We start from the raw sequence: 25,568 nt of genomic DNA, 5'->3' as shown, positions 1-25,568 counted from the left end.
ATTAATCCTCCTTAGTGGTGGCAAATAAATAATTGGCAGTCATTTGAGAATACTGAATGCTTGAATTACGCTGCAACGTTTTATACATCATAGTGAAAAGCTCGAACCCTTCACGTGTATATATACGCATTGGATCCTCTTGCCCGTAGCTGCGTAGACCGATCCCTTCTTTCAAGCGGTTCATTTCTTCAAGATGCTGTGTCCAGTGAGTGTCCAAGTTTGATAGTAAAATTCGATCGGTTTGAATGCAGATTTTTTCCTGCGCATGTAATGGTTCTACCTCATTCATGAATTGCTCAAAGGTCGCAGTAATGAATGCTTGAACTTCTTTTTTCTCTTCAGGTCGTTGAGTAAATCCTTTAAAGGTTGGCAGAATTAATTGAATGCGCTGTGTTAATTCTTCGAGATTCCATTCTTCAGGAAGAAGTTCGTCTGCGCAATAATGATCGACATAATCCTTCCAAGTCGTATCAATCATTTCTTTGATCGTATCAAAGTTGTTATCAGTCTCAAGAAGCTTATTACGAAGCTTGTAAATGACTTCGCGCTGTTCATTAATAATATCATCCAGCTTCAATGTGTACTCACGAGCAGAGTAGTTATGATCTTCAGACATCTTTTGAATTTTATCGACTAATTTATTGATATTTTCATTTTGTACAAGTCCGTTATCAGTAGTCTTCATTTCTTCTTTGAAGGCGTCAATCATTTCCCCTCCAAAACGAAGCAGGAGTTCATCTTCAATCGAAATAAAGAATTGAGATTCGCCTGGGTCACCTTGACGGCCGGAGCGCCCTCTTAATTGGTTATCGATGCGTTTGCTTTCATGGCGCTCAGTGCCGATTACATAAAGTCCGCCAAGATCATGAACACCTTCTCCGAGCATAATATCCGTCCCACGACCTGCCATGTTTGTAGCAATCGTCACTTGATTTTTTTGACCAGCAAGAGAGATTAACTGAACTTCCTTTTCTACACTTTTTGCATTAAGAAGTTCATATGGAATCTTTTTGTCATCAAGGTAGCGCGCCATTGTTTCTGACTGAATAATCGAAGTGGTGCCAATAAGAACCGGCTGTCCTTTTTTATGACGTTCTTCGACTTCTGCTGCTACTGCTTTATATTTATCATCACTTGTTGCAAATACAAGGTCTTCACGATCTTCTCGGATGCGCGGTTTATTGGTGGGGACTTGGATAACATCCATGCCGTAAACAATTCTAAATTCGCGCTCTTCCGTTTTAGCTGTACCTGTCATGCCACAAAGGTTAGGGTACATACGGAAGTAGTTTTGAATTGTGATCGAAGCTTGTGTTTTGTTTTCTTCAGTAATCTCTAACCCTTCTTTTGCTTCAAGGGCCTGATGCAGTCCTTCACTAAATGTTCGGCCTTCCATAATACGACCTGTAAACATATCAACAAGCTGGATTTCTCCATCTTTGACAATGTAGTCTACATCGAGTTTAAACATTACTCGTGCGCGCAACGCTTGTATCATAAAGTGATAAAGCGTATGGTGCTCAAGGTCGTATAGATTATCAACGCCAAAGGCACGTTCAATCTTCGTAATGCCGTTATCTGTTAAGCTTGCTGCTTTAAGAAGAGGGTCGTACATATAGTCCTCCTCTTCTTTAAAGCTGCGAGCCACTTTTGCACAAATATGATAGAGGTTAGCACTGACTTGCGTTTTAGCTGCGATGATTAGCGGTGTTTTCGCTTCATCAATTAAAACCGAATCAATCTCATCAATAATGGCGAAATGATAAGGACGCTGCACACGCTGGTTAAGGTCGTAAATCATATTTCCACGGAGGTAATCAAACCCAAATTCATTCCCGACTCCATATGTAATGTCGGCCAAGTAAGCTTGCATTTTTTCTGCAGGGGAAAGCATCGGGACATTTAATCCTACTTTCAATCCGAGAAATTCATGGACCGGTCCAATGATTTCTCGGTCACGGCTTGCCAAATATTCATTTACAGTAATAACGTGAACGCCTTTTCCTTCAAGAGCGCGTAAATAACTTGGAAGAGAGGCAACAAGCGTTTTCCCTTCCCCTGTAGGCATTTCTGAGATATTTCCCTCGCTTAGAACGAGCCCCCCGATTAATTGTGAATCATAGTGGCGCATGCCAAGGACGCGCTTAGATGCCTCACGTACTACAGCAAATGCTTCAGCCTTAATCTCATCTAGTGAAACACCATTTTCTAATTGTTCTTTAAAGAAAGCTGTTTTTTGACGAAGTTCATCATCTGATAATAATTCTATTTGCTGTTCAAGTTGATTAATTTTAGAAACAATTTTTTCATAAGACTTTATTTTTCGCTGCTGAGAGTCACCAATCAGCTTTTTTATTGAGCGTAACATAACGTTCTCTCCTTAATTTGTCATCATTTCCTAGTATAACATGATGAGCTTATTGTTTGATAGAGTAGAAGATAATTGAAAGTTGTAGAAAAATAAGGAAATTTAGCGGGATTTGTGAATCGTTTGAAAAGACAATTCCATCCTATGTCGTTTTTTGATATGATTTGCTAGGAGTATTATGTACAAGCATCAATATTCCATAAAAATATAGAAGTTGGTGATTGATTTTGTCAGAACGATTTATTGAAGTTCTTGGCGTTCCTTTTATTAACACGACTAAAGATCAATTTGTAGCTCGCCTCGGTGAGCATCTTAATAAGGAAGATAAAACATTTGTCGTAACGGCAAATCCTGAGATTGTACTTCATGCATATGAAGATAAGACATATCGAGATTATCTTGATCGTGCGACCTATATTACAGCAGACGGAATCGGTGTCGTGAAAGCAGCCGGTATGCTTGGTACTCCGCTGCCAGAGCGTGTGACGGGCTTTGATACATTTATGGATCTGCTCGCACTTGCTAATGAGAAGTCATATTCTGTCTATTTATTAGGCGCAAAAGATGAAGTCCTGCGAAAGACGATTGCAGAAATTAATCGTCAGTTCCCGAATGTAGTTATTGCGGGTTCTCATCACGGATTCTTTGATTGGTCAGAGACGACCATTGAAGATGAAATAAAAGAGAAGAAGCCTGACATGGTCTTTCTTGCATTAGGTTTTCCGCGTCAGGAAAAATGGATTGCAGAGCGGATGGACCAATTTGATAAGGGGCTTTTCATGGGAATTGGCGGAAGCTTTGATGTGCTGGCAGGTGAGGTACAGCGAGCTCCTGAATTCTGGCAGAAGGTTCACCTTGAATGGTTTTACCGCTTAGTGAAACAGCCTTCAAGATGGAGACGTATGCTTGCGCTGCCGATCTTTGCAGGCAAAGTGCTGCGTGAGAAGAGAAGGGCGAAAAAATGAGTAAATCAAGCCTGTTAAAAGGGGCGATTCTGCTTACGATTGCGACCTTTTTATCGAAACTATTAGGAAGCGTGTTTCGGATTCCTCTGCAAAACATTGCAGGGGATGAAGTGCTTGGTATTTTCAGTGTTGTCTATCCTGTGTATATGTCGATTTTAATTATCACAGTAGCTGGGATTCCGCTTGCGATCTCCAAGCTGATTTCTGAAGCGAGAGCGAAGGGCCGAGATGACGATGTGTATTTCATCTACCGGACGGCAACGATTTTAGGAGTTGTGTTCGGTGTGGTCAGTTTCATCTTAATGTTTGTGCTGGCTGAATGGATCGCAGGATTCCTAGGCGGATCGTTGATGACGTATTCAATCCTAGCTGTATCAGTGACGCTTATCTTTGCACCTTATATGGCTGTCTACCGCGGTTTTTTCCAAGGGTATGAGGATATGGTGCCTACTGCTGTTTCTCAAGTATTAGAGCAGTTTGTGCGAGTCTTGGTCATTATAGTGGCAGCTTATTACTTAACAATTCAAGCATTTGCACCTGAGGTTGTGTCTGCAGGTGTTATGATTGGATCGGTTGTCGGGGTCCTTGCCTCACTCGTATATTTAAAAGTCATATTTGCGAGACGCAAGCCGATTAAAACGGCAAGCAAGATGAACAAGGAAACATTTTCACATTGGGCAAAACGAATCTTGATCGTGGCCTTGCCGATTTGTTTCGGAGCGTTAACGATGGCGTTATTAAATGTCGTTGATTCACTGACGATTCCTAGGCAGTTAAGTGCTCTAGGAAATACTCAATCAGAAGTCGCCCATATTTACGGAACAACATTTGGACGCGGACAAGCTTTGGTACAGATGGCTGTCGTCTTTGCGAGCGCCCTGATTTTACCATTGATTCCTGCGATTACAAAAGCGCTTGCGACAAATGATAAAGAGAGAGCCTCAATGATTGTCGACCGCGGCAATACAATTACTCATTTAACAGCCTGGCCAGCAGCGATGGGCCTTGCTGCGCTGACTGTCCCGATTAACTATGCGTTATTTGGAGACGTGCTCGGCAGTGATGTTATTTTTATTTTATCCGTAAGTGCATTATTCACTTCATTCTCTGTTTTAACAACAGGGATGCTGCAAGGGGCTAACCGCGAATTTGCTGCTGCGATAATTGTGCTTGTGTGCTCGGCTGCTAAATTTGTTCTAAATATTATTTTAGTTGCTCAGTACGGAATGATCGGGGCTGCGATATCAACATTAATCGTGTATGTGGCGATTACCGTGTTAAATGTGTACATCTTATACCGTACTTTGCCATTCCCTGTAGTGCGCCGTTCGCATGCGTTGTATGCCCTAGCGAGTGTAGTGATGGGGGCAGTCCTGTTATTTTCAGTCGATTATTTCCAGGTGGAGTTATGGACTCGTTTGAATGCGATGCTGTTTGTGGCGGCCGGAGTAGCAGTTGGTGCCATTATCTATGTTGTCATTTTAATTGGAACGAAAGCAATAGACGATGATATCGCATCATCGCTCCCGCTTCTATCTAAACTGAATAGACGTAAATAAGGAAAAGGAAGGGTGTTACCGTTGGTTAAGAAAATAGCGTGGGCGCTGATTGTGATTGCGTTGCTCGTATCAATACCGTCAATTATTGATCGAGTGAACGTTGAACAAAGCAATAAAAGTTATGAAATTACGATGGCCTATGATCAATATGAGCAGTGGCCGTTAATGCTTGATGAAATGATGACGGAAGAAGAAATACTTGAGCAGTTAATAGATAGCGGTGTAGGTTCAATGAGCTTTGAGCCGTTAACCATTTGGGATTTAGTGTTAGAAGGATTATTTGAAAGAAAAACCCGTCCTGAAATTATCCATGAGCACCCAGAGGCAAGAGATGAACTGCCTGAGCATAATGGACAATATATTCGAATTTTAGATGATGAAACACCTTATATTGATATGATTAAAGAAGCATACAACAATCATTATCAATTGATGTATGAAGATGAGATCTTCCTAACGCGATACGAGGTGGAGGAGTATGAATATGGAGAAGATCGGATTCTTTTCTTTCCTTATGAAGTAAGTTTAGCGGCAATGCCGATAACATTTGATTTTGATGCAATTGACATTGTCCATGAAGCCGGTATGGATATTATTCCTCGTCTCCCAAATTCATTTCCTACTATCCAGTATGAAAATCACTTCATTTATAAGCAAATGGAAAGGCTGGCAGTGGAGTATCAAGCAGATAAAGTGCTGTTTTCTGGGAATGATGTAGTTGGGTCAGGTGAACCTGAACAGCTGCGAACATTTACGAGTGCTTTAAATGAGTTTAATTATGATATTATAACGATTGATTTTAATGATCAACGCGGGATGGATTCACTGCTTCGTCTAGGAAATAAAGAAGACGATGTTATTCGATTGTTCAGCATGCAGCTTGGCAAAGGAAATGAAGCGAAGTTTATGGAAGAAGTCGAAAAGGGAATCCGAGGATATAAAGAGCGTAACATCCGTATCCTATTTGTAAATCCGCTAGTAAGGTTTTCCCCTACTTCTTTGCAAACGTATCACCATCCGGGTGAGGCGCAGCAAGGATTTAATTATACGTTAGAGATGGTAGATACGTTCACTGAAAGGTTGGGTGATGGTCATGAAGGCGGAGCAAGCCCATACGCTTCTCTTTCACAATCCACAATTGTGACTTTATTCGTCACCCTTGGTGCGGCAGCTCTTATCACGTTAACAGCTTATCAGGTTTGGCCGATTCTTGCATGGCCAGCAGCACTTGGCGGACTGGCTCTTATGGCGGCAGGCGTCGTGCTGAACATCGATATTGCTTTGAAAGCATTAGCGCTTCTTACAGCGATTGCGGCTGCAGCTTATGCAGGCCTTCATTTTAGAACGATAAGAAATTGGAAGCATCTGTTGGCTACTTATGCGATCTCTGCAGGAATTGCATTAATAGGTGCATGGCTTGTTGTCGGGATGTTATACGGCACTGAATTCCTCGTTAAAGTGGATGAATTTAGAGGGGTTAAAGTGTTGTCAGCAGCACCTGCGGCAATTGTTGGACTATTGCTTTTCTACACCTTTATTAGAAAGACGCTTAACGAACCTGTACGTTACTGGCACTTGATGGTAATCGGGATTGTAGGAGCCATTTTAGCTTTCTATGTTACACGTACAGGCAACGCTGCAACAGCTCTCCCATATGAGCTTGAATTCAGGCAGTGGCTTGAAAATCTTCTTTACGTCAGACCGAGAACAACCGAATTCTTAATCGGGTTCCCGCTGTTTATTCTAGGCTTGTACATGATGATGGTGAAAAATAAGCTTGCGCCGATCTTTATAACAATTGGAATGCTTGGTTTTGCTTCCATTGTAGGGACATTTACGCACTTGCATACACCTCTGTTAGTATCTGGACTGCGCAGTGTGTACGGCTTGTTATTCGGCCTTGGTTTTGGCTTATTATATATCTACATTTATCGTGTCATTACAGTCTATGTGTATCCTCGAGTGGAAAAGAGGTGGATGAATAGATGAGACTAGTACTATCAGGTTATTATGGCTTTGATAATGTGGGAGATGAGGCAATTCTGTTCTCGATTATCTCAGCGCTTCGTGAACAACAGCCTGACATCAAACTAACCGTGCTGTCTAACCAGCCTGAGAAAACCGCAGAGACGTATCAAGTGGATGCGGTGGACCGCTGGAAGCTTAAAGACGTTTCCGCAGCCATAAAACGCGCAGATGGAGTGATCAGCGGGGGAGGGAGCCTCCTTCAAGATAAGACAGGGAATCGAAGCGTGGTTTATTACTCAGGAATTATGTGGCTTGCGAAGCTGCACAAAAAGCCATTCTTTGTGTATGCGCAAGGAATTGGGCCCGTTTCAAAAGGATTTAATCAAAAGATTGTTAAAAGCACTGTGTCAAAGAGCTCGCTCCTCACTGTCCGAGATCACGAGTCAGAAGAGCTGCTTAAGCAGTTTGGTGTCACAAAGGAAATTAAGCTTGTGCCAGATCCAGTGCTTGGCATCACGCGTCCTAATGGTAGTGAACAAGCGGAAGGTGAGATCAAGCGGATTGCTGTGTCGGTGCGTGACTGGCCAAGTGAGTACCCTTTTAAAGAGGAGATTGCAAAAGGCCTCGATCAAGTGGCAGACCGCGGTTATATGATCCGTTTTATCCCAATGCATGGGGAACATGACCATAACGCATCAAAGGATGTGGCAGAGCTGATGCGGCATGATGCTGACATCATGCCGCATGACGGGGAGATCCAAGAGAAGATTCAATGGATTGAGGATTGTGATCTTCTAGTTGGAATGAGGCTTCATGCATTAATCTTTGCTGCAGTGGTAGATACACCGTTTGTTGCGTTGTCCTATGATCCTAAAATTGATTCATTTGCCTCGCTTTGCAAGCAGCCTGTAGCGGCCCATGTCAATGAAAAATGGGAAGCAATCGAGCTTGTTGAAGCAATGAATAGGCAGCTCGAGGATTTAGGTTCAGCCTTAGAAAAAATGAAACAATATACAGATCATGCAAAAGAAAAAGCGCGCCATACCGCTAAGTTAGTGGTTGATTCAATTAAATAAAGGGTATATAAAGGACCAAGACGAATTGATGTCTTGGTCTTTTTAATTAGAACTTAATAAATACAAACGTTTCATCTCATTTGTTTGTGAAATTATGTAACGAAAACTGTTTTGTTTCAAAAGCGCTTCTCTTGATTAGGACAATGTGCTATAATCCGTTAGGTAGTAGATTAGGAGTATTATAGATATTGTCAAAACAGAATATATAAGGCAGAAGTATGAAATAAAAACATGATATTTGGAGAACGTATAAACAAGGAGGTTCAACCATGATCGCTTGGACATTATTGATATGTTTTATCGTCGCGGTTTTAATTACACCGGTCGTAAAACAATTTGCGATTAAGATTGGCGCTACAGATCAACCGAACCATCGTAAAGTCCATCAGAAAGTGATGGCCAGGTTAGGTGGTTTGGCAATATATATTGGATTTCTTATTGGTTTTATCATCTTACAGCCGGCTAGTCCGTACATGATACCGATTCTAATCGGAAGCTTTATTATCATTTTAACCGGATTTTTAGATGATATGATTGAGCTGTCCGCTAAATGGAAGTTGTTTGGCCAGTTATTAGCAGCTGGTGTCGTTATATTTTACGGAGTTCGCTTAGATTTTATTAACTTGCCTTTCGGCGGGGAATTGCACTTAGGATGGTTAGCGATTCCAATCACGCTTTTATGGATTATCGGGATCACGAATGCGATTAACTTAATTGATGGCTTAGACGGTTTAGCTGCTGGTGTTTCATCAATTGTTTTAATTACCATTTCAGGTCTTGCGATTTTAGACGGCAATATGTTTGTCGCCTCTCTTGGTGTGATTCTTTTAGGAAGTACGCTCGGATTTTTAGTTCATAACTTTAATCCAGCAAAAATCTTTATGGGTGATACAGGGGCCTTATTCTTAGGATATATGATTGCTGTTATTTCATTATTAGGATTCAAAAATGTTACGGCATTCTCACTTGTGATTCCTGTTATTATCTTAGCTGTTCCAATTTCAGATACACTGTTTGCGATCGTACGTCGTGTGGTGCAGAAGAAACCATTATCAGCACCAGATAAATCACATTTACACCACTGTTTGCTTCGCATCGGTTTATCTCATAAACAAACCGTGTTAGTTATTTATGCGATGACAGCATTCTTTGGTTTAGCAGCCGTTGTTCTTACAATGTCAACGCTATGGATCTCATTACTAGTTATTACGATCAGCTTGGTTGTTATTGAGCTGATTGCAGAGCGTGTCGGCTTAGTAAGTGATGAGTACCGTCCAGTTATGAATTTAGTTCGTCGCATTCAGAACAAAAATAGTGCAAGACGAATTTCATAATGAACGTTACAGTCTGAGTGATCGAGATGATTACTCAGGCTTTTTTTGCGCCAAATAGTGTGAAGTTCCATTTATTTGAAGCGTTTGCTAAAATAAAAGCTGTTTTCGCTGTATTAAGCTGGGGCTTGCTAAAATCAACGACGAATATGCTATAATTCCCTAATAATTTGCTCGAATCCACATCAAAAAAGGTTCACCTCACCAGATTGGTGGATGAACCTTCGCTTGTATTATTCGGTTTCTTCTTCCGTAGAGTCAAATTCGTCATAATCACGCTCTTCTGGTTCAACTAAACCTAAGTGAACGCGAAAGGTTGCTGATAACTCATCAATAGAATCTTGTCTCGGTTCAAAGTAGTACCCGCCATTAATGCGGCGGTCGTCCCCTTCAATATGAATCGAATCCATATTGTTCAGCTCACTTGCATACGAGTGAAGAGCGACGATGTTTCCAAAGCTTAAGTTTGTAGAGATATGATCTTCAATGCTTTGCAATACTTCATTGTAGCTTGAGATGGAAGAAAAAGATGCACCTTTGCGAATAACTGCTTTAATGACTTCTTGCTGGCGTTCGCCGCGGCCGAAGTCTCCGCGTGGATCACTTTTTCTCATACGCGAGAAAGCAAGAGCTTCTTCACCGTTTAACAATTGTGTGCCTTCTTCTAATGTAATGGCACCGTGCGTATCATTGCTGTCCATTTCTGTAAACGTGAATGGAACCTCAACTTCTACGCCGCCTAATGCATCAACAATTTCAACAAAGGCAACGAAATTTAATGTTACATAATAATCAACTGGAATATCAAATAAATTTTCAACCGTATCAATTGTTGTATCAAGTCCGCCGTACGCGTGTGCGTGATTAATTTTATCACGGTTTTTACGGCCAGGTATGTCAACAAGTGAATCACGAGGAATATTTAATAATTTGATGGATCCTAGCTCTTTATTGAAGGTAGCAAGCAGCATTGCATCTGTGCGTCCCTCTAAATTTCCTTCACGGTCATCTAATCCTAAAAATAAAATCGATATATTATCTTTACTTGGATTTACAGGTTCAGTTCGAAGCTCTGATTTCTCCCCTCGTTCTAGCTCTACTTCAGATGATGTCGTTGCATTTGCTAATTGAAAAGCAAAATAGGTAACGGCTGCTCCAGCTAGTAAGAAGGAGAAAAGACCTATAAATACAAAGATCTTTAATGTTTTTTTTACACGACTTTTACGTCGTCTCACTCTCGATTGCGCCATGGCAATACCTCACTTTAAATAATTTGTCCATATCTATCATATCATAGCGAATAATCGCTAGGGCGTAAAGAAAAATTTGTACGAAAGTATTCATATTAAATGAATAAATTATGTCAGTGAGTTTATTTGTATGCGTGTGAAACACATATCATATAGGTATTTTGTCGTAAATGAGCGAACGAAATTAGCCTAATTTAGAAAAAAAGTACTTGATTATGTTCAGAATATTATATATTTTAGAATATATCAGTAAAATTCTGAAAATTAACAAATCTATTATTCTTGTATGTGTTTTTGGTGTGTACATAATGTTATCGATAAATATCTTTCTACGATAAAGTCAAATGACATTTCTATACGGACGTGTGAAGGAGGCATTTAAATGTCTGAAGTTGTTCTTGAGCTTAAAAATGTGCGGACGCATTTTTTTACAGACAATGGTGAAATTCCGGCTGTGGATGATGTGAGCATGAAAATACATAAAGGGGAAGTAGTCGGCATAGTGGGAGAGTCGGGCTGTGGGAAAAGTGTCACATCCCTATCGGTGATGAACCTTGTGCCTAATCCTCCAGGTAAAATTGTTGGCGGTGAAATTCTGTTTAAAGAAGAGAATCTCGCAGCCGTTTCAAAACGTCGGATGAAAAAAATTCGCGGCAATGAGATCGCGATGATTTTCCAAGAACCGATGACATCATTAAATCCTCTCTTTACAATCGGCAATCAATTGATGGAGGCGATCCGCAACCATCAAAAGCTGTCTAAAAAAGAAGCGAAAGCAAAAGCAGTCGATATGCTGAAGATTGTCGGGATTCCGCGTGCCGATGAAATTGTCGATGAGTATCCGCATCAATTATCCGGCGGAATGCGTCAGCGTGTCATGATTGCGATGGCGATGAGCTGTGATCCGGAGGTGCTGATTGCGGATGAACCGACAACAGCCCTCGATGTAACGATCCAAGCGCAAATTCTTGATTTAATGAGGAAGTTAAATAAGGAGCAAGGGACAGCAATTATGATGATTACCCATGACCTGGGGGTCGTTGCCGAAATCTGTGACCGAGTGATTGTGATGTATGCAGGAAAAGTGGTGGAGGAAGGGACGGTTCGTGCAATTCTAAAAGAGCCGAAGCACCCATACACAAAAGGCCTGATTAAATCCCTGCCGAAGATTCACGAGAAAGAGCAGCGGCTGTACTCAATTCCGGGGAGTGTGCCAAAGCCTGGGAGCATCAGGCAAGGCTGTCGTTTTGCTGCTCGTTGTGAATCAGCATTCGGCCGCTGCATCTCAGAAGATCCTGAGCTATTAACTGATTCTGCCGGGCATCAGGTGCGCTGCTTTCTTTACGACACAGAAGGGAGCGAGAACGTTGGCTAAACCACTTTTAGAAGTAAAAGGATTGAAAAAATATTTTGAAGTGCGCGGAGGCTTCCTTAGCAAAAAGGTAGGCGAGGTCAAAGCGGTTGATGATGTCAGCTTCACTGTCTATGAAGGCGAAATCTTAGGAATTGTTGGCGAGTCTGGCTGCGGCAAATCGACTACTGGTAAATCGATTTTACGATTGATTGAGCCGACGGAAGGTGAAGTGAAATTTGAAGGGCGTGATGTCACAAAGCTCTCGGATGAAGAGATGAGAAAGCTCCGACGAGACATGCAGATTATTTTCCAAGACCCGTACGCATCGCTTAATCCACGTCATAACATTGAGCGGATTATCAGTGAGCCGCTTCTTGTGCATGGGATTGGGACAAAGGAAGAGCGGCGTAAAAAAGTTGCCGAGCTTCTTGAGGTTGTCGGACTCAGTTCCTATCACGCGAACCGCTATCCGCATCAATTCAGCGGAGGGCAGCGGCAGCGGATCGGGATTGCAAGAGCGCTGGCGGTGAACCCGAAGCTTGTCATATGTGATGAGCCGGTATCAGCACTTGATGTTTCGGTGCAGTCGCAGATTCTTAATTTGATGGAAGATTTGAAGGATGAGTTTAAGTTAACGTATGTGTTTATTGCTCATGACCTTAGTGTCGTTAAGCATATAAGTGACCGTGTCGGGGTGATGTATCTTGGCCGGATGGTGGAGCTGGCAGGGAAGGATGCACTCTATGAGGAACCGAAGCATCCTTATACAAAGGCATTGCTCTCAGCCGTTCCTGTGCCGGACCCTGATGCGAAGGCGGACCGGATGATTTTAGAGGGCGATGTACCAAGCCCGTCGAATCCGCCAAGCGGCTGCACGTTTCACACGCGGTGTCCGGAATGCATGGACATTTGCAAAACTGAACGCCCTGCACTGCAGGATGTAGGAGATGATCATTTTGTAGCCTGCCACCTTTATAACTAGCAGTGCTGCATGAATGATAGAGAAAACAAAGAAGAGACAGGGGGAAATGATGCATGAAACATCGATTGTCGTTTTTGATGGTGCTCTTGCTTGCGTTCGTATTATTCCTTGCTGCATGCAGCAGTGATGATACGTCGGCGCCAGAATCTGGTGATGGTGAGGCAGAAGAGGAAGTAGAAGGTACAGATGGTGAGTCTTCGGGAGATCAAACATTAGTATTTGCCCGTGGTGGAGATTCTGTCAGCTTAGATTATGCAAGTGTAACAGATGGTGAATCGTCTCGTGTTACAAAGAACATTTACGAGACATTGATCGAGTTTGACCGCGATTCATTTGAAATCGGACCTGGTCTTGCTCATGACTGGGAAGTAGATGATTCTGGTCTGCGTTTTGTGTTCCACCTTGAAGAAGGCGTGACATTCCACGATGGAACAGACTTTAATGCAGAAGCTGTAAAACTGAACTTTGAGCGCTGGGCTGACCCAGAGCATGAGTATGCATTCCTTGATGAAGGCTACACATACAGCGTGTATGGTACGCAGTTTGGCGGCTATAAAGGTGACGAGGGCCACGTGATTGAAGAAATCAACGTGCTTGGTGATTATGAAATTGAGTTTGTTTTAAACCAACCGTTAGGATCATTCCTGCAAAACATGGGGATGAGCTACTTTGCGATTACGTCTCCTCAAGCATTTGAAGAGCATGGAAGTGCAATCAATGAAAACCCTGTAGGAACAGGTCCATTTAAATTTGTCAGCTGGTCTCGTGATGACTCAATTATTTTAGAAAAAAACGAAGACTACTGGAAAGAAGGACTGCCGAAGCTTGACCGCGTTATCTTCCAGGTGATTCCTGATAACTCGGCTCGTCTGACAGCGTTACGTTCTGGTCAAATTGATATTATGGATGGTCTAAACCCTGATGATGTCGCTCAAATTGAGGGCGATGACAGCCTGCAAGTATTCGAACGTGCAACAAATAATATCGGATACTTAGGTTTCCATGTAGAAAAAGAACCGTTTAATGATCCGGTTGTTCGTCGTGCCTTTAACCACGCGATTGATAAAGAAGGCTTAATTGCGATTCTTTACGGCGGTCTAGCAGAAACAGCGAAAAATACAATCCCGCCAGGATACCTTGGCTACAACGATGGAATTGATGAGTACAGCTATGATCCTGAGCTTGCAAAAGAGCTTTTAGCTGAAGCTGGAATTGAAGATGGCTTCACATTTGATCTATGGACAATGCCTGTTGCTCGTCCGTACATGCCAGATCCGCAGCGTGCAGCTGAAGCGATCCAAGCTAACTTAGCTGATGTCGGCATTACGGCAAACATCGTAACAAAAGAGTGGGCAACGTATCTTGAAGAAACAGAGCAAGGTAAACATGACGTGTTCATGCTTGGCTGGTCTGGTGTAAACGGTGACCCGGATTACTTCTTCTCAAACCTATTACACGGTGATGCGATCCCTGGTGGTAACCGTTCATTCTACAGCAATGAAGAAGTGAATGACCTGCTTGTTCAAGCAAAAACAGAAGTGGACTTTGATGTGCGTGCTGAGCTTTACGAGCAAGTACAAGAGCTGATTCATGAAGATGCTCCAATGGTTCCGCTTGTTCACTCAATCCCGACACTAGCGGGCAGCTCGAACGTGAAGAACTATGTACCACACCCATCTACAAGTGAAACATTAGATGAAGTTGAACTAGAGAACTAAGCACAAGAGGGGAGTAGAGACGTCTCTACTCCTCCTTTTTTTAGGATTAAATAGTAGCGAGGTGACATCATGCTGGCTTATGCGATGCGACGTTTATTATTGTTGATTCCTGTTTTAATCGGGATGACAATCGTGACGTTTTCAATCATTCACTTAATACCTGGAAACCCCGCACAAACGATTCTTGGTGAACAAGCCTCTCCTCAAGCGATTGCAGATCTTGAAGAGCGTCTTGGATTAAATGAGCCGTACTGGGTGCAATACGGGTTATACATGAAAGACTTGGCAACAGGTGATTTAGGAACATCTCTTAGAACGAATAAACCGATTATAGAAGAAATTTGGCCATATTTAGCAGCCACTATTGAGTTGACGATTTTTGCAATGATTTTTGCCATTATTATTGGTGTCAACGCTGGTATTGTCAGTGCGTGGAAGCAAAATTCTTGGTTTGACTATTTGAGTATGTTCATTGCGCTCGTCGGGGTATCGATGCCGATCTTTTGGCTCGCGTTGATGGAGCAGTGGATATTTGCTCAAGAGCTTGGGTGGCTCCCGGCTTTCGGACGAGATAATCCGCGTGATCCGATTATTTCAACGACCGGACTCTACGTATTCGATACGATCATTAGCGGGCAATTTGATAAGACATGGGAGTCGATCAAACATTTAATTCTTCCGGGAATTGCACTTGGCACGATTCCGATGGCAATTATTGCAAGAATGACCCGTTCGAGTATGCTTGAAGTGCTTCGCTCGGATTATATTCGAACAGTCAATGCAAAAGGTTCAGGACAAGGTGTAGTTATTTACAAGCATGCGCTTAAAAATGCATTAATTCCTGTACTGACGGTCGTTGGTCTGCAAACAGGTAACCTGTTAGGCGGGGCGATCTTAACAGAGACCATTTTCAGCTGGCCGGGAATCGGGCGTTATATTTTTGAGGCGATCAATTACCGTGACTATCCGGTCATTCAATCTGGAATTCTCGTTGTTGCGACCATATTCGTTTTAATTAATTTATTTGTCGATCTGCTGTATTCCTACATTGATCCACGGATTAAATATTAAGGAGGGACTCGGATGAAAACAGAACATGCTAAGCCATTGATGACACCAGAGCCTAATTCGCCCCCTCCAGAGGATCAATATACAGTGGTTTCTCCTTGGAGGGAAGCATTTAAGCAATTGAAGAAAAATAAGCTTGCGATTGTCGGGTTGATCATTATTACAAGCTTTATATTAATCGCTATTTTTGCTCCGCTTTTGACGAGCAGTTCCTATTCAGAAACAAATCCAGCTAACCGTCTGCAAGGGCCATCTATGGAGCATTGGTTTGGAACGGATGACTTCGGACGGGATATTTTTACAAGGATTGTGTACGGTGCAAGGCTTTCACTCCAAGTTGGTTTCTTTGCAGTAACAGGGGCTCTGATTTTCGGGACGACGCTTGGCTTAATCGCTGGCTACTACGGCCGCTGGATTGACATGCTGATCTCGCGTATTTTCGATATTATGCTCGCTTTCCCAAGCATTCTATTAGCGATTGCCATTGTTGCGATCTTAGGGCCGTCACTTCAAAATGCGTTGATTGCGATTGCGATTGTCAACGTGCCTATTTTTGGACGGCTCGTCCGGTCAAAGGTCATCAGCTTACGGGAAGAAGAATTTATTATGGCAGCCAAGGCGCAGGGGATGAAAAATGGCCGGATCATTTTCCATCATATCCTGCCAAATAGTCTCGCGCCGATTATCGTTCAAGCAACACTTGGCTTCGGTACAGCGATACTTGAAGCCGCAGCACTTGGATTCCTCGGCTTAGGAGCTCAAGCTCCGATGCCAGAGTGGGGCAAGATGCTATCAGATTCAAGACAGTTCATCCAATCCGCCCCATGGACGGTGCTGTTCCCAGGGTTCTCGATCATGCTTGTTGTATTAGGATTTAATATGATCGGAGACGGACTGCGTGATGCGCTCGATCCGAAAATGAAAAGCTAGATTAGAGAGTAAAGCTCCTTTAGGCGATGAGGCCGGAGGAGCTTTACTTATGTAACGCGTTATAATATAGAAGAAACTCGGTATTTTTGTTTCGGGTTGCGGAAGATTTTGGGTGCAAAAGCCATTGCGTGTGGAGCAACCGGCGCAATCATGCGGGGAAATATTACATATAAGCAGGAAATCGATCAAATAGCGGCGAAGACTGACGCAATAAGAGGAGAGAGGCGCAATAGTGGGTGGGAGTGACGCAATTATGGAAGAGAGCGGCGCATAAGGGGAGAGGAGGGACGCAATAAAGGCTGCAACCGACGCAATCAGCTTTAGCCTCAGCAGAAGCCCTTGGCCAGAACACAGACGCCATCACCAATTGCCTCACTCCTGCCCAGCATCCAAAACATGTTAATGAGGTATACACTCGTCCGACATCACACAACTACATCCATTAAATGTAAACGCTTACTATTATATTGATATAATATTATGCTTGATTCTCCCAATTATGGGTCTATAAGCTTATTTATAAATTCGTAAGGAATGGCTTTTTTATTTACACAATTCGAATTGGAAGCCTGATAAAACGCATAAGGACAATGTTTCATTACATTTTGATTACGAAGTCTGTAAGAATTTATCACAAAGAAAAATTATTTTAAAAAGATTGAATATTGCTTTCTTTGTGACATTGACATATAATGACGTTAGTCCAATTTACTAAATTTGCAGAAAACTATGAGAAAAATTGATAATGACAGCTGAGACAATGGCAGACAAGCGATTGTTTTAGTTAACGCCAGGTATGAATGAGTGTTCATTTCTCTTGATAATTCTGAATTTTCTTGTTCTTACTTACCTGGGAAATAGATTCAAGCTCTTTCTCGTTAATTCATAATTGGAATGTAGTCTTCTAGGATAAAGAGGTGTAGATGTTATGGTGGAAAACAAGCCATTGCTAGAGGTTAGAAATCTAAAAACCTATTTCTTTAAAAAAGGAAAAGAGCTTCCTGTTGTAGATGATGTGTCCTTTGAAGTGAACCAAGGGGAAACATTAGCGATAGTGGGAGAATCAGGGTCCGGTAAGAGTATGACCACTTTATCTCTTATGCGGCTTGTGCCTTCTCCGGGCGGGAAAACCGTTGGCGGGGAAATTGTATTTAATGGTGAGGATCTTCTCAAACAAGGGGAAGACAAAATGTACAAGGTTCGCGGGAATGATATCGGAATGATATTCCAAGAGCCGATGACCTCATTAAACCCTGTATTTACAGTTGGAGATCAGTTGATGGAAACGCTCATCTACCACAAGAAGCTCTCAAAGAAACAAGCCTATGAGCGTGCGCGTGAAATGCTGCAGCTCGTTGGATTCTCTCGCGTAGATGAAATTCTTCGTGATTATCCGCACCGTTTATCTGGCGGGATGAGGCAGCGTGTCATGATTGCGATGGCGATGAGCTGTGATCCGAAACTATTAATTGCCGATGAGCCAACGACAGCACTTGATGTAACGGTTCAAGCGCAGATTCTTGATTTAATGCGCGGACTAAGTGATAAGTTCAACTCATCTATTATTCTTATTACTCATGATTTGGGTGTGGTAGCTGAGCTTGCCGACCGAGTTGTCGTAATGTATGCAGGTCAGGTGGTTGAAGAAGCGAATGTCGTTCCGCTATTTGATAAGCCGCTTCATCCTTACACGAAAGGATTAATGGAATCTGTACCACATGTGGATGATGAAAAAGATCGTCTTACATCAATTGCCGGAAACGTACCTACACCGGACAACTTCCCAACTGGATGCCGCTTTGTCACACGATGTCCGCATGCGATGGCGCGCTGTGTAGGTGAGCAGCCTGAGCTTCGTGAAGTAGAGCCGGGACGTAAGGTGAGATGTTTCTTGTTTGAGGAAGGAGCGAGCAACAATGAGCACACAACTAACTGATCGCCCAAATACAGGCGCAGCTAAAGAGAAAGACATATTGCTTGAAGTAAATGGCCTGAAAAAACATTTCCCAATCAAAAAAGGAATGTTTCAAAGAACCGTCGGTCATGTCAAAGCAGTAGATGACATCAGCTTCTTCGTTCGAAAAGGAGAAACGTTCGGTCTTGTAGGAGAGTCTGGCTGCGGAAAGTCCACAACGGGCAGAACGTTAATGCGTTTATATGAGCCGACAGCTGGTCAGATCATTTTTGACGGCAAAGACATTTCCAACATGAAAGAAAGAGAGCTGCATCCGTTTCGTAAGGATATCCAAATGGTATTCCAGGATCCATTCTCCTCTCTTAACCCGCGTAAAACGGTGCAAACGATCCTGCGTGAACCATTAAATGTTCACGGGATGTATAAAGGAAAAGCGCGCCAAGAATATGTAGAAGAATTGATGGAAAAAGTTGGGCTTAACCCGGCTTATGCAAACCGTTACCCGCATGAATTTTCAGGCGGTCAGCGTCAGCGTATCGGGATTGCACGAGCATTAACATTAAATCCTAAATTGATTATTGGTGATGAGCCGGTATCAGCACTTGATGTATCCGTTCAATCTCAAGTTTTGAATCTATTTAAAGATCTTCAAGATGAGTTTGGACTCACTTACTTATTTATTGCCCACGATCTAGGGGTTGTTAAACATATTTCTGATCGAATTGGTGTAATGTACCTTGGGAAAATGATGGAAGTAGCGAGTAAGAAGGATTTATATGCTGATCCGCTTCATCCTTACACACAGGCGCTCTTATCAGCGGTACCGCGTTCGCATCCGACAGAGGTAAAACGTGAACGCATCATTTTAACAGGGGAGATCCCAAGTCCATCTAACCCGCCGACAGGATGTGTGTTCCATACACGCTGCCCAATGGCAATGGATGAGTGTAAGCAAGTGACGCCGGCTTATAGAGAAGTGAAAAAAGATCATTTCGTAGCCTGCCACTTATATAAGTAAGATTTAAATAAGTAAGACGAGAGATGATTCTCTCTTGAATATTCACAATAGTTGATCTTTAAGGGAGGTGTTGCCTACATACTAAGGCTAAAAATAAGGCAGTAGGATGTTAGCAAGACTGCAAGAAAAAATACTTACTAAAAGGTTTAGGGGGAAAGACGATGACAAAGAAAAGTTTGTTAGTGCTGTTAGGCATGGTCATGGCGCTTATGCTTGTACTTGCAGCATGCGGCGGTTCAGATGAGCCTGCATCAACAGATGAAGATCCAGATGTTGAAGATCCAGCAGAAGGTGAAGGCGAAGATGGTGATGGTGAGGAAGCTGCTAGCGGCGAGCCTCAACAAGGTGGAAGTATCGTTTTAAGCACATCGGGTGAGCCGGTAACATTCAACCCGCTTTACTCACAAGATTCAGCAAGTGCTGATGTTATTGATTTAGTACATGCAAGCCTTCTTCAAACAGATGAAGAGTTAAATCTTATTCCTTATGTAGCAGCTGATCTTCCTGAAATTTCTGAAGATGGATTAGAGTACACTTACACTCTAAACGAAGGCGTTCTTTTCCACGATGGTGAAGAGCTTACTGCTGAAGATGTAAAGTTCACTCATGACATCTTCATCAACCCTGATTACACAGGCCCTCGTGCTGGTGACTTTGATACTCTTGAGAGTGTTGAAGTAGTAGATGAGTACACTGTTAAATTCATTCTTTCTGAAGTAGATGCAAGTTTTGACACTCGTTCTGGTTACGGAATTCTTCCAAAGCACATCTTAGAAGATGTTCCTGTAGCAGATCTTGAAGAGTACATGGAGTACAACCGTAACGCTCCAATTGGTGCAGGTCCATTTGAATTCGTTGAGTATGTAGATGGACAATACATTGAGCTAGTTGCTCACGAAGATTATTTTGAAGGTCGTCCAAACCTTGATAAATTAACGTTCCGTGTAGCTTCTGACTCTAATGCTGAGCTATTAATGTTTGAAACTGGTGACACAGATTACATGATTCTTCCTGCAACTGAGTATGCAACAGCTGAAACATATGACCACGGTCGTATTTCTTCAACTCTAGCATTACGTTATGACTACATTGGCTGGAACAACGATCGTCCGTTATTCCAAGATCCTAAAGTGCGTCAAGCTTTAACAATGGCAATTGATCGTCAACTTATCGTTGATGAAATCATGGATGGTAAAGGTGAAGTAGCACACGTTCCTGCATCACCGCTTAGCTGGGCTTACCCTGAGTCTGCTCCTGAGTTCAACTATGATCCTGAAGGTGCAAAAGAGCTTTTAGCTGAAGCTGGCTGGGAGCCTGGTGCTGACGGCGTTCTTGAAAAAGATGGAGAGCGTTTCTCTTTTGAAATCCTTTCTAACGATGGTAACGTTGTTCGTCGTGACATTGGTGTAATTGTTCAACAAATGCTTGGTGAAATCGGTATTGAAGTTGAAGCTCGTCAAATGGAGTGGGGCGCATTCTTAGATCAAATCAACCCTCCTAACTACGACTTTGACGCTGTAGTACTTGCTTGGGGTCTTGCAACAGATCCAGATCCAACTGCAATCTGGCATTCTCGTGAAATCGAAGCTGGATTAAACAACATTTCTTACCGCAATGACCGTGTTGATGAGCTTGCTGATCAAAACAAAAAGATCATCGACCAAGATGAGCGTGCTGCTGTCATCGCTGAAATCTATGAAGAGATCGCAAATGACCAGCCTTACACGTTCTTATACTACCCAGAGCAACATGTTCTTCTAAGCAACCGTGTGGAAGGCTTCACACATCACCCACGTGTTAACATGTACAAAGTTAACGAGTGGTACGTTACAGAATAAGCCTTCAAGTAGTGGGGGAAGGGGATTTTCCCTCCCCTTCCTACTCTATTAAACTATCTTGAGGGATTGTGAGGAATGAAATTATGACTAGTTACATCATTAGACGGCTGATCATGATGATCCCAATTCTAATTGGTATTTCCATCATATCATTTGCAATTATGTATGCTGCACCAGGTAAACCTGCAATCATGAATCTTGATCCAGAAATTTCACCAGAAGTTCGTGAGGCTCAAATTGAACGACTAGGGTTAAATGATCCGATTCCTGTGCAATATGTACGTTGGTTAGGTAACGTTGCTCAAGGTGATTTTGGAACGTCCTATTCACGTAAGATGCCTGTAACGGAAATGATTTTGGAGCGTCTTCCAAATACGTTGCTACTAATGGCGTCCTCGCTGTTTTTAGCAGCCATAATAGCGATACCATTTGGGGTTATTTCAGCTACTAGGCAGTATTCTTTAACGGATTATGGAGTGACCTTTGGGTCGTTTATTGGGCTTGCCACCCCGAACTTTTGGCTAGGAATTATGTTAATCATGGTATTCTCTGTTCAGCTCGGCTGGACACCGGTTGGCGGTGTTGCCACCATCGGAGCAGATTTCAGTATTATCGACCGTCTTAAACACTTGCTGCTTCCGGCACTCGTTCTTGCAACAGCTGATATGGCGGGCCTAACTCGTTATACACGTTCAAGTATGCTTGAAGTCGTTAATCAAGATTATATACGTACCGCTCGTGCAAAAGGTTTCAGAGAGCGCCGCGTTATTTATAAGCACGGACTTCGTAACGGATTAATTCCTGTTATCACAATGTTTGGTTTAATGCTTCCGACTATGATCGGCGGTTCTGCGATCGTTGAATCAGTATTTGGCTGGCCTGGAATCGGTAAATTATTTATCGATGCGACATTCCAGCGTGATTATCCTGTCATTATGGCGATCACAATGTTTGGTGCACTACTAACAGTAATTGGTAACTTAATTGCGGATATTTTATATGCAGTCCTTGATCCGCGGATTGAGTATTAAGGAGGGGAGACTTCATGGAATCTAATGCACAACAAGTATTTCAACCGAACACACCTGAAGGGAAGCCTCCGGTTGAGGACAAGCAGTTAATTGGAGAACGTCGCTCACTCCTATCTATTATTATCGCGAAATTTTTTCAAAATAAGCTCGCTGTATTTGGCTTAATTACGCTTACAATTATTACGCTGGCCTGTCTGTTAGCACCTTATATTGCACCGCATGATCCGGCTTTTCAAGACTTAAGAAATCGTCTGGCTCCGCCTAGCTCTGATTTCTGGCTTGGTACTGATCATTTAGGGCGTGACTTATTCAGCCGTATGCTTTACGGTGGACAAGTTTCATTATATGTTGGTTTTGCATCGATGCTTGGTGCTGTTGCGATTGGCTCGGTTATTGGTGCCGTAGCTGGATATTTCGGCGGATTGATTGATGCGTTCTTAATGCGTTTAGTAGACGTCATCCTTGCATTCCCGAATATTTTCTTATTAATTACGCTTGTTGCAATCCTGCAGCCAAGCATCAATATTCTTATTCTTGTGTTTGCGCTACTAAGCTGGACGTCAACGGCGCGTGTGGTGCGAGGAGAGTTCTTAACGTTGAAGAAGCGTGAGTTCGTTCTCGCATCTCGTACAATCGGGATGTCAAATGCACGTATTATCTTTACGCAAATTTTACCGAATGCACTTGGTCCGGTTATTGTTGCAGCGACTCTTGCTGTAGGTAGTTTCATCCTTGCCGAATCAGCACTAAGTTTCTTCGGCCTAGGAGTTCAGCCGCCAAATGCATCGTGGGGGAATATGTTAACGGACTCTCAAAGTATTACGATTTTCCGTAACGCTTGGTGGTACCCGACATTCCCAGGTCTGTTAATCTTAATTACCGTATTATGCTTTAACTTCATTGGGGACGGCCTTCGTGATGCGCTTGACCCACGAGTAATTGAAAAATAAAAACGAAAAGGACAGAGAGAGCAATTCTCTGTCCTTTTATTAAACCTGTTGCTCATTTATTAACGTGAGTAAGACTTAAATGAAATGAGTGATGAACATGTCTAAGATCGATGAAATGGATTACACCATTTTAAGCTTTCTGCAAGAAGACGGGAAAAAATCTTATACCGAAATAGCAAAAGAATTAAATGTAAGTGAAGGAACTGTCCGCACAAGAATTAACCGGATGCTAAAAGATAATGTTTTTGAATTCATTATCCATATGAACCCAAATAAAATTGGCTTAAACGTTCAAGTCATTATCGGCATCTCAACCAAACTCGGCTACCAAGAGAGCATAGCCCGTGAGCTGAACCGCTTCTCGGAAGTCCGCTTTGTCGGTGCGTTCTCCGGACAGCATGACCTGATTATGCAAGCTTACTTTAAAAATAATGATGATCTCGTTCACTTTGTAAATAAGGAACTAGCAAAAATAGAAGGCATTATTTCAGCTGATGTGAATATTGAGCTGAAGCAATACAAAGATTCATTTTCTTATATTACAAAATAATTATGCGAGGGAGAGACATTCGTTTCTGCCTCTTTTATCTGTTTAATTAGGAGAGAAGATAAATGAAAACCATTCTAGTAACCGGATTTGAACCCTTTTTAAATCATGAAGACAATCCAACCCGCAAAATCGCAGCAGCTATTGATGGGGAAGTCATCGGAGAATATGTAGTAAAAGCTGCGGTACTGCCGGTGACGTTTAGTGAGGCAGCAGGTAAAGTAAAAGAAAAGATAGAAGAAACCAATCCGGATGCGGTGATGATGCTCGGTCTAGCAGCAGGTCGCAACCGCATTACGCCAGAGCGTGTGGCGATCAATTGCAACGATGGTGAAGTGGATAACAATGGAGTGAAAAAACAAGATGAGGAAATTATCGAAGGCGGTCCAGCAGCGTATTTCTCGACGCTGCCGATTCGAACATTTGTCGATAGATTAACAGAAGCAGGGATCCCGGCAGCCATTTCAAATACAGCAGGGACCTATGTCTGCAACAATATTATGTATCAAACGCTGCACTATCTGAAAGAGCGCGATCTAAGTATTCCTGCTGGATTTATCCACGTGCCAGCAAGCCACCAGATGGCTCTTCAGAAGCATGGATTAGCGAGTATGAGTGAAGAGGAGATGCTGCGGGCAGTGCGGTTGATGATTGAAGCAATGTGAAGGGTACTCAGGTGAGGTGCAGAGAGTGAGTTGAACGCGATTGCGTCGATAGAAGGAGTTATTGCGCCCTTCTCAGGCGGAATCGCGTCACTCTACACTGGATATGCGTCTAAGAAAGGCAAAATTGCGTCAGTTACCTCTTTATGCGCCGGTTCACACCGGAATTGTACCAGGTTCAGCGTATTATTGTATCAACTATTTGGTTAATTGCGCCCCTCTCTTCGCGCAAAATGAGGGGCAGAACCAAATCAAACATCCGTCTCCAAATACACTTCTTCACCGCGCTTAATCTCCGCCTGGCCATTCGTTAAATTAGTCATCCACTCTTCAAATGCCTCAATCTCATCAGTTGCTACATAGGTCTGCACATCGACTTGATCAAGGTAATCTATTTGCTTTAGTTGATAGATTGATTGTCTTAATTCATTTTCAACCTTGCCGAGCCAGTGGTAATCAACTTGTGTATGCATAACACACATAAGCTTACGCTCGACCACTCCAACTTCGTTCAAGCCCTCGCTGACAGCACCGCCGTATGCACGGATTAGGCCGCCTGCACCAAGTTTAATTCCGCCGAAATAACGCGTGACGACAACAACCACATCTTTTAATTTGCGCTTTTTTAACACTTCAAGCATTGGAACACCGGCTGTCCCGCTCGGTTCGCCGTCATCATTTGCTTTTTGGATATTGTCAGTTTCTCCAATTAAATAAGCGGAGCAATTATGTGTAGCATCTCGATTTAATTTCTTTATTTCTTCTATGAATGTTTGAGCCTCTTCTTCGGTCGTCGCGCGAGAAAAGTAGGAGATAAAGCGCGACTTTTGAATGACAATTTCATGTTCTCCCCGGTCTTTTATCGTGTAATAAATAGGTAGCAAGACCACCAATCCTCCTCTTTTTTTCATAGTTTTACAAATCAGCGTTATCGCTATGTAATAAAGGTTTGGTACTATAGTGTAGTCATCCGGTAAAGCAGTCGAGATGAGTAAAAGGACGTTAGGAATAAGTAACGATTTTTTCGTCCTATTGTTG

Annotated in this window: 20 protein-coding genes; 17 read left to right on the top strand and 3 right to left on the bottom strand. The window is 42.6% G+C overall.

Annotation, left to right across the window (positions count from 1 at the left end):
- Nucleotide 1: 1 nt before the first annotated feature.
- Nucleotides 2–2,368 (bottom strand): accessory Sec system translocase SecA2, encoded by a 2,367-nt coding sequence (gene secA2 / locus A33I_RS15090; protein ID WP_022629177.1) that lies wholly within the window; start codon nucleotides 2,366–2,368, stop codon nucleotides 2–4.
- Between the two features lie 227 nt (nucleotides 2,369–2,595).
- Here secA2 and A33I_RS15085 point away from each other — a divergent pair, with 227 nt between their 5' ends.
- The 5 genes from A33I_RS15085 to A33I_RS15065 all read left to right on the top strand — a co-directional run bounded on the left by A33I_RS15085 (nucleotide 2,596) and on the right by A33I_RS15065 (nucleotide 9,270).
- Nucleotides 2,596–3,333: a WecB/TagA/CpsF family glycosyltransferase gene (locus tag A33I_RS15085; RefSeq protein ID WP_022629176.1), complete on the top strand. Its 738-nt coding sequence runs from the start codon at nucleotides 2,596–2,598 to the stop codon at nucleotides 3,331–3,333.
- Nucleotides 3,330–4,892: a putative polysaccharide biosynthesis protein gene (locus tag A33I_RS15080; protein ID WP_022629175.1), complete on the top strand. Its 1,563-nt coding sequence runs from the start codon at nucleotides 3,330–3,332 to the stop codon at nucleotides 4,890–4,892. Before A33I_RS15085 ends, A33I_RS15080 begins: the two co-directional genes overlap by 4 nt.
- Before the next feature lie 21 nt (nucleotides 4,893–4,913).
- The gene (locus tag A33I_RS15075) at nucleotides 4,914–6,881 is read left to right on the top strand and encodes a DUF5693 family protein (protein WP_022629174.1); all 1,968 of its coding nucleotides are present in this window, start codon (nucleotides 4,914–4,916) and stop codon (nucleotides 6,879–6,881) included.
- The gene (gene csaB, locus A33I_RS15070) at nucleotides 6,878–7,936 is read left to right on the top strand and encodes a polysaccharide pyruvyl transferase CsaB (protein ID WP_022629173.1); all 1,059 of its coding nucleotides are present in this window, start codon (nucleotides 6,878–6,880) and stop codon (nucleotides 7,934–7,936) included. The genes A33I_RS15075 and csaB overlap by 4 nt, the downstream gene beginning before the upstream one ends.
- A gap of 269 nt (nucleotides 7,937–8,205) precedes the next feature.
- Nucleotides 8,206–9,270 (top strand): glycosyltransferase family 4 protein, encoded by a 1,065-nt coding sequence (locus A33I_RS15065; protein ID WP_022629172.1) that lies wholly within the window; start codon nucleotides 8,206–8,208, stop codon nucleotides 9,268–9,270.
- 230 nt (nucleotides 9,271–9,500) lie between these two features.
- Here A33I_RS15065 and A33I_RS15060 read toward each other — a convergent pair whose 3' ends face one another.
- Nucleotides 9,501–10,517: an LCP family protein gene (locus A33I_RS15060; protein WP_022629170.1), complete on the bottom strand. Its 1,017-nt coding sequence runs from the start codon at nucleotides 10,515–10,517 to the stop codon at nucleotides 9,501–9,503.
- 382 nt (nucleotides 10,518–10,899) lie between these two features.
- Between A33I_RS15060 and A33I_RS15055 the strand changes: the two genes are divergently transcribed.
- From A33I_RS15055 to pcp, 12 genes are all read left to right on the top strand, one after another.
- Nucleotides 10,900–11,892, top strand: coding sequence for an ABC transporter ATP-binding protein (locus A33I_RS15055; protein WP_022629169.1), 993 nt, complete (start codon nucleotides 10,900–10,902; stop codon nucleotides 11,890–11,892).
- Nucleotides 11,885–12,853 (top strand): ABC transporter ATP-binding protein, encoded by a 969-nt coding sequence (locus A33I_RS15050; protein ID WP_022629168.1) that lies wholly within the window; start codon nucleotides 11,885–11,887, stop codon nucleotides 12,851–12,853. Before A33I_RS15055 ends, A33I_RS15050 begins: the two co-directional genes overlap by 8 nt.
- A gap of 53 nt (nucleotides 12,854–12,906) precedes the next feature.
- A complete protein-coding gene (locus A33I_RS15045; RefSeq protein WP_022629167.1) occupies nucleotides 12,907–14,571 on the top strand; it encodes an ABC transporter substrate-binding protein in 1,665 nt (554 codons plus the stop codon).
- A 69-nt stretch (nucleotides 14,572–14,640) separates the two neighbouring features.
- Nucleotides 14,641–15,642 (top strand): ABC transporter permease, encoded by a 1,002-nt coding sequence (locus A33I_RS15040; RefSeq protein WP_022629166.1) that lies wholly within the window; start codon nucleotides 14,641–14,643, stop codon nucleotides 15,640–15,642.
- Between the two features lie 12 nt (nucleotides 15,643–15,654).
- Entirely contained in the window at nucleotides 15,655–16,569 is a 915-nt protein-coding gene (gene nikC / locus A33I_RS15035) for a nickel transporter permease (RefSeq protein WP_022629165.1), read from the top strand.
- Between the two features lie 928 nt (nucleotides 16,570–17,497).
- The gene (locus tag A33I_RS15030; protein ID WP_022629163.1) at nucleotides 17,498–18,505 is read left to right on the top strand and encodes an ABC transporter ATP-binding protein; all 1,008 of its coding nucleotides are present in this window, start codon (nucleotides 17,498–17,500) and stop codon (nucleotides 18,503–18,505) included.
- The gene (locus tag A33I_RS15025) at nucleotides 18,486–19,502 is read left to right on the top strand and encodes an ABC transporter ATP-binding protein (protein WP_022629162.1); all 1,017 of its coding nucleotides are present in this window, start codon (nucleotides 18,486–18,488) and stop codon (nucleotides 19,500–19,502) included. Before A33I_RS15030 ends, A33I_RS15025 begins: the two co-directional genes overlap by 20 nt.
- Nucleotides 19,503–19,663: 161 nt before the next feature.
- Nucleotides 19,664–21,340 carry a peptide-binding protein gene (locus A33I_RS15020; RefSeq protein WP_022629161.1) on the top strand — a complete coding sequence of 559 codons (1,677 nt, stop codon included), beginning with the start codon at nucleotides 19,664–19,666 and terminating at the stop codon, nucleotides 21,338–21,340.
- Between the two features lie 83 nt (nucleotides 21,341–21,423).
- Nucleotides 21,424–22,371 (top strand): ABC transporter permease, encoded by a 948-nt coding sequence (locus A33I_RS15015; RefSeq protein WP_022629160.1) that lies wholly within the window; start codon nucleotides 21,424–21,426, stop codon nucleotides 22,369–22,371.
- A gap of 14 nt (nucleotides 22,372–22,385) precedes the next feature.
- Nucleotides 22,386–23,321 carry an oligopeptide ABC transporter permease gene (gene opp4C / locus A33I_RS15010; RefSeq protein WP_022629159.1) on the top strand — a complete coding sequence of 312 codons (936 nt, stop codon included), beginning with the start codon at nucleotides 22,386–22,388 and terminating at the stop codon, nucleotides 23,319–23,321.
- 97 nt (nucleotides 23,322–23,418) lie between these two features.
- Nucleotides 23,419–23,871: an Lrp/AsnC family transcriptional regulator gene (locus tag A33I_RS15005; protein ID WP_012960478.1), complete on the top strand. Its 453-nt coding sequence runs from the start codon at nucleotides 23,419–23,421 to the stop codon at nucleotides 23,869–23,871.
- 62 nt (nucleotides 23,872–23,933) lie between these two features.
- Nucleotides 23,934–24,533, top strand: coding sequence for a pyroglutamyl-peptidase I (gene pcp, locus A33I_RS15000; RefSeq protein WP_022629158.1), 600 nt, complete (start codon nucleotides 23,934–23,936; stop codon nucleotides 24,531–24,533).
- Between the two features lie 248 nt (nucleotides 24,534–24,781).
- On the opposite strand, the gene A33I_RS14995 is transcribed toward pcp, so the two are convergent.
- The gene (locus A33I_RS14995; RefSeq protein WP_031311707.1) at nucleotides 24,782–25,414 is read right to left on the bottom strand and encodes a YigZ family protein; all 633 of its coding nucleotides are present in this window, start codon (nucleotides 25,412–25,414) and stop codon (nucleotides 24,782–24,784) included.
- Between the last annotated feature and the right edge of the window lie 154 nt (nucleotides 25,415–25,568).

The organism is Alkalihalophilus marmarensis DSM 21297 (assembly GCF_000474275.2).
Classification (GTDB): Bacteria; Bacillota; Bacilli; order Bacillales; family Bacillaceae_D; genus Alkalihalophilus; species Alkalihalophilus marmarensis.
The sequence above is the reverse complement of the archived record's forward strand: the minus strand, read 5'-3'. Positions and strand labels throughout refer to the sequence as shown.

What these genes read in the sequence shown, in the direction of transcription:
- secA2 (WP_022629177.1), bottom strand. Translation starts at nt 2,368, where the DNA reads ATGTTACGCTCAATAAAAAAGCTGATTGGTGACTCTCAGCAGCGAAAA.
- A33I_RS15080 (WP_022629175.1), top strand. Translation starts at nt 3,330, where the DNA reads ATGAGTAAATCAAGCCTGTTAAAAGGGGCGATTCTGCTTACGATTGCG.
- csaB (WP_022629173.1), top strand. Translation starts at nt 6,878, where the DNA reads ATGAGACTAGTACTATCAGGTTATTATGGCTTTGATAATGTGGGAGAT.
- A33I_RS15065 (WP_022629172.1), top strand. Translation starts at nt 8,206, where the DNA reads ATGATCGCTTGGACATTATTGATATGTTTTATCGTCGCGGTTTTAATT.
- A33I_RS15060 (WP_022629170.1), bottom strand. Translation starts at nt 10,517, where the DNA reads ATGGCGCAATCGAGAGTGAGACGACGTAAAAGTCGTGTAAAAAAAACA.
- A33I_RS15055 (WP_022629169.1), top strand. Translation starts at nt 10,900, where the DNA reads ATGTCTGAAGTTGTTCTTGAGCTTAAAAATGTGCGGACGCATTTTTTT.
- A33I_RS15045 (WP_022629167.1), top strand. Translation starts at nt 12,907, where the DNA reads ATGAAACATCGATTGTCGTTTTTGATGGTGCTCTTGCTTGCGTTCGTA.
- A33I_RS15040 (WP_022629166.1), top strand. Translation starts at nt 14,641, where the DNA reads ATGCTGGCTTATGCGATGCGACGTTTATTATTGTTGATTCCTGTTTTA.
- nikC (WP_022629165.1), top strand. Translation starts at nt 15,655, where the DNA reads ATGAAAACAGAACATGCTAAGCCATTGATGACACCAGAGCCTAATTCG.
- A33I_RS15030 (WP_022629163.1), top strand. Translation starts at nt 17,498, where the DNA reads ATGGTGGAAAACAAGCCATTGCTAGAGGTTAGAAATCTAAAAACCTAT.
- A33I_RS15025 (WP_022629162.1), top strand. Translation starts at nt 18,486, where the DNA reads ATGAGCACACAACTAACTGATCGCCCAAATACAGGCGCAGCTAAAGAG.
- A33I_RS15020 (WP_022629161.1), top strand. Translation starts at nt 19,664, where the DNA reads ATGACAAAGAAAAGTTTGTTAGTGCTGTTAGGCATGGTCATGGCGCTT.
- A33I_RS15015 (WP_022629160.1), top strand. Translation starts at nt 21,424, where the DNA reads ATGACTAGTTACATCATTAGACGGCTGATCATGATGATCCCAATTCTA.
- opp4C (WP_022629159.1), top strand. Translation starts at nt 22,386, where the DNA reads ATGGAATCTAATGCACAACAAGTATTTCAACCGAACACACCTGAAGGG.
- A33I_RS15005 (WP_012960478.1), top strand. Translation starts at nt 23,419, where the DNA reads ATGTCTAAGATCGATGAAATGGATTACACCATTTTAAGCTTTCTGCAA.
- pcp (WP_022629158.1), top strand. Translation starts at nt 23,934, where the DNA reads ATGAAAACCATTCTAGTAACCGGATTTGAACCCTTTTTAAATCATGAA.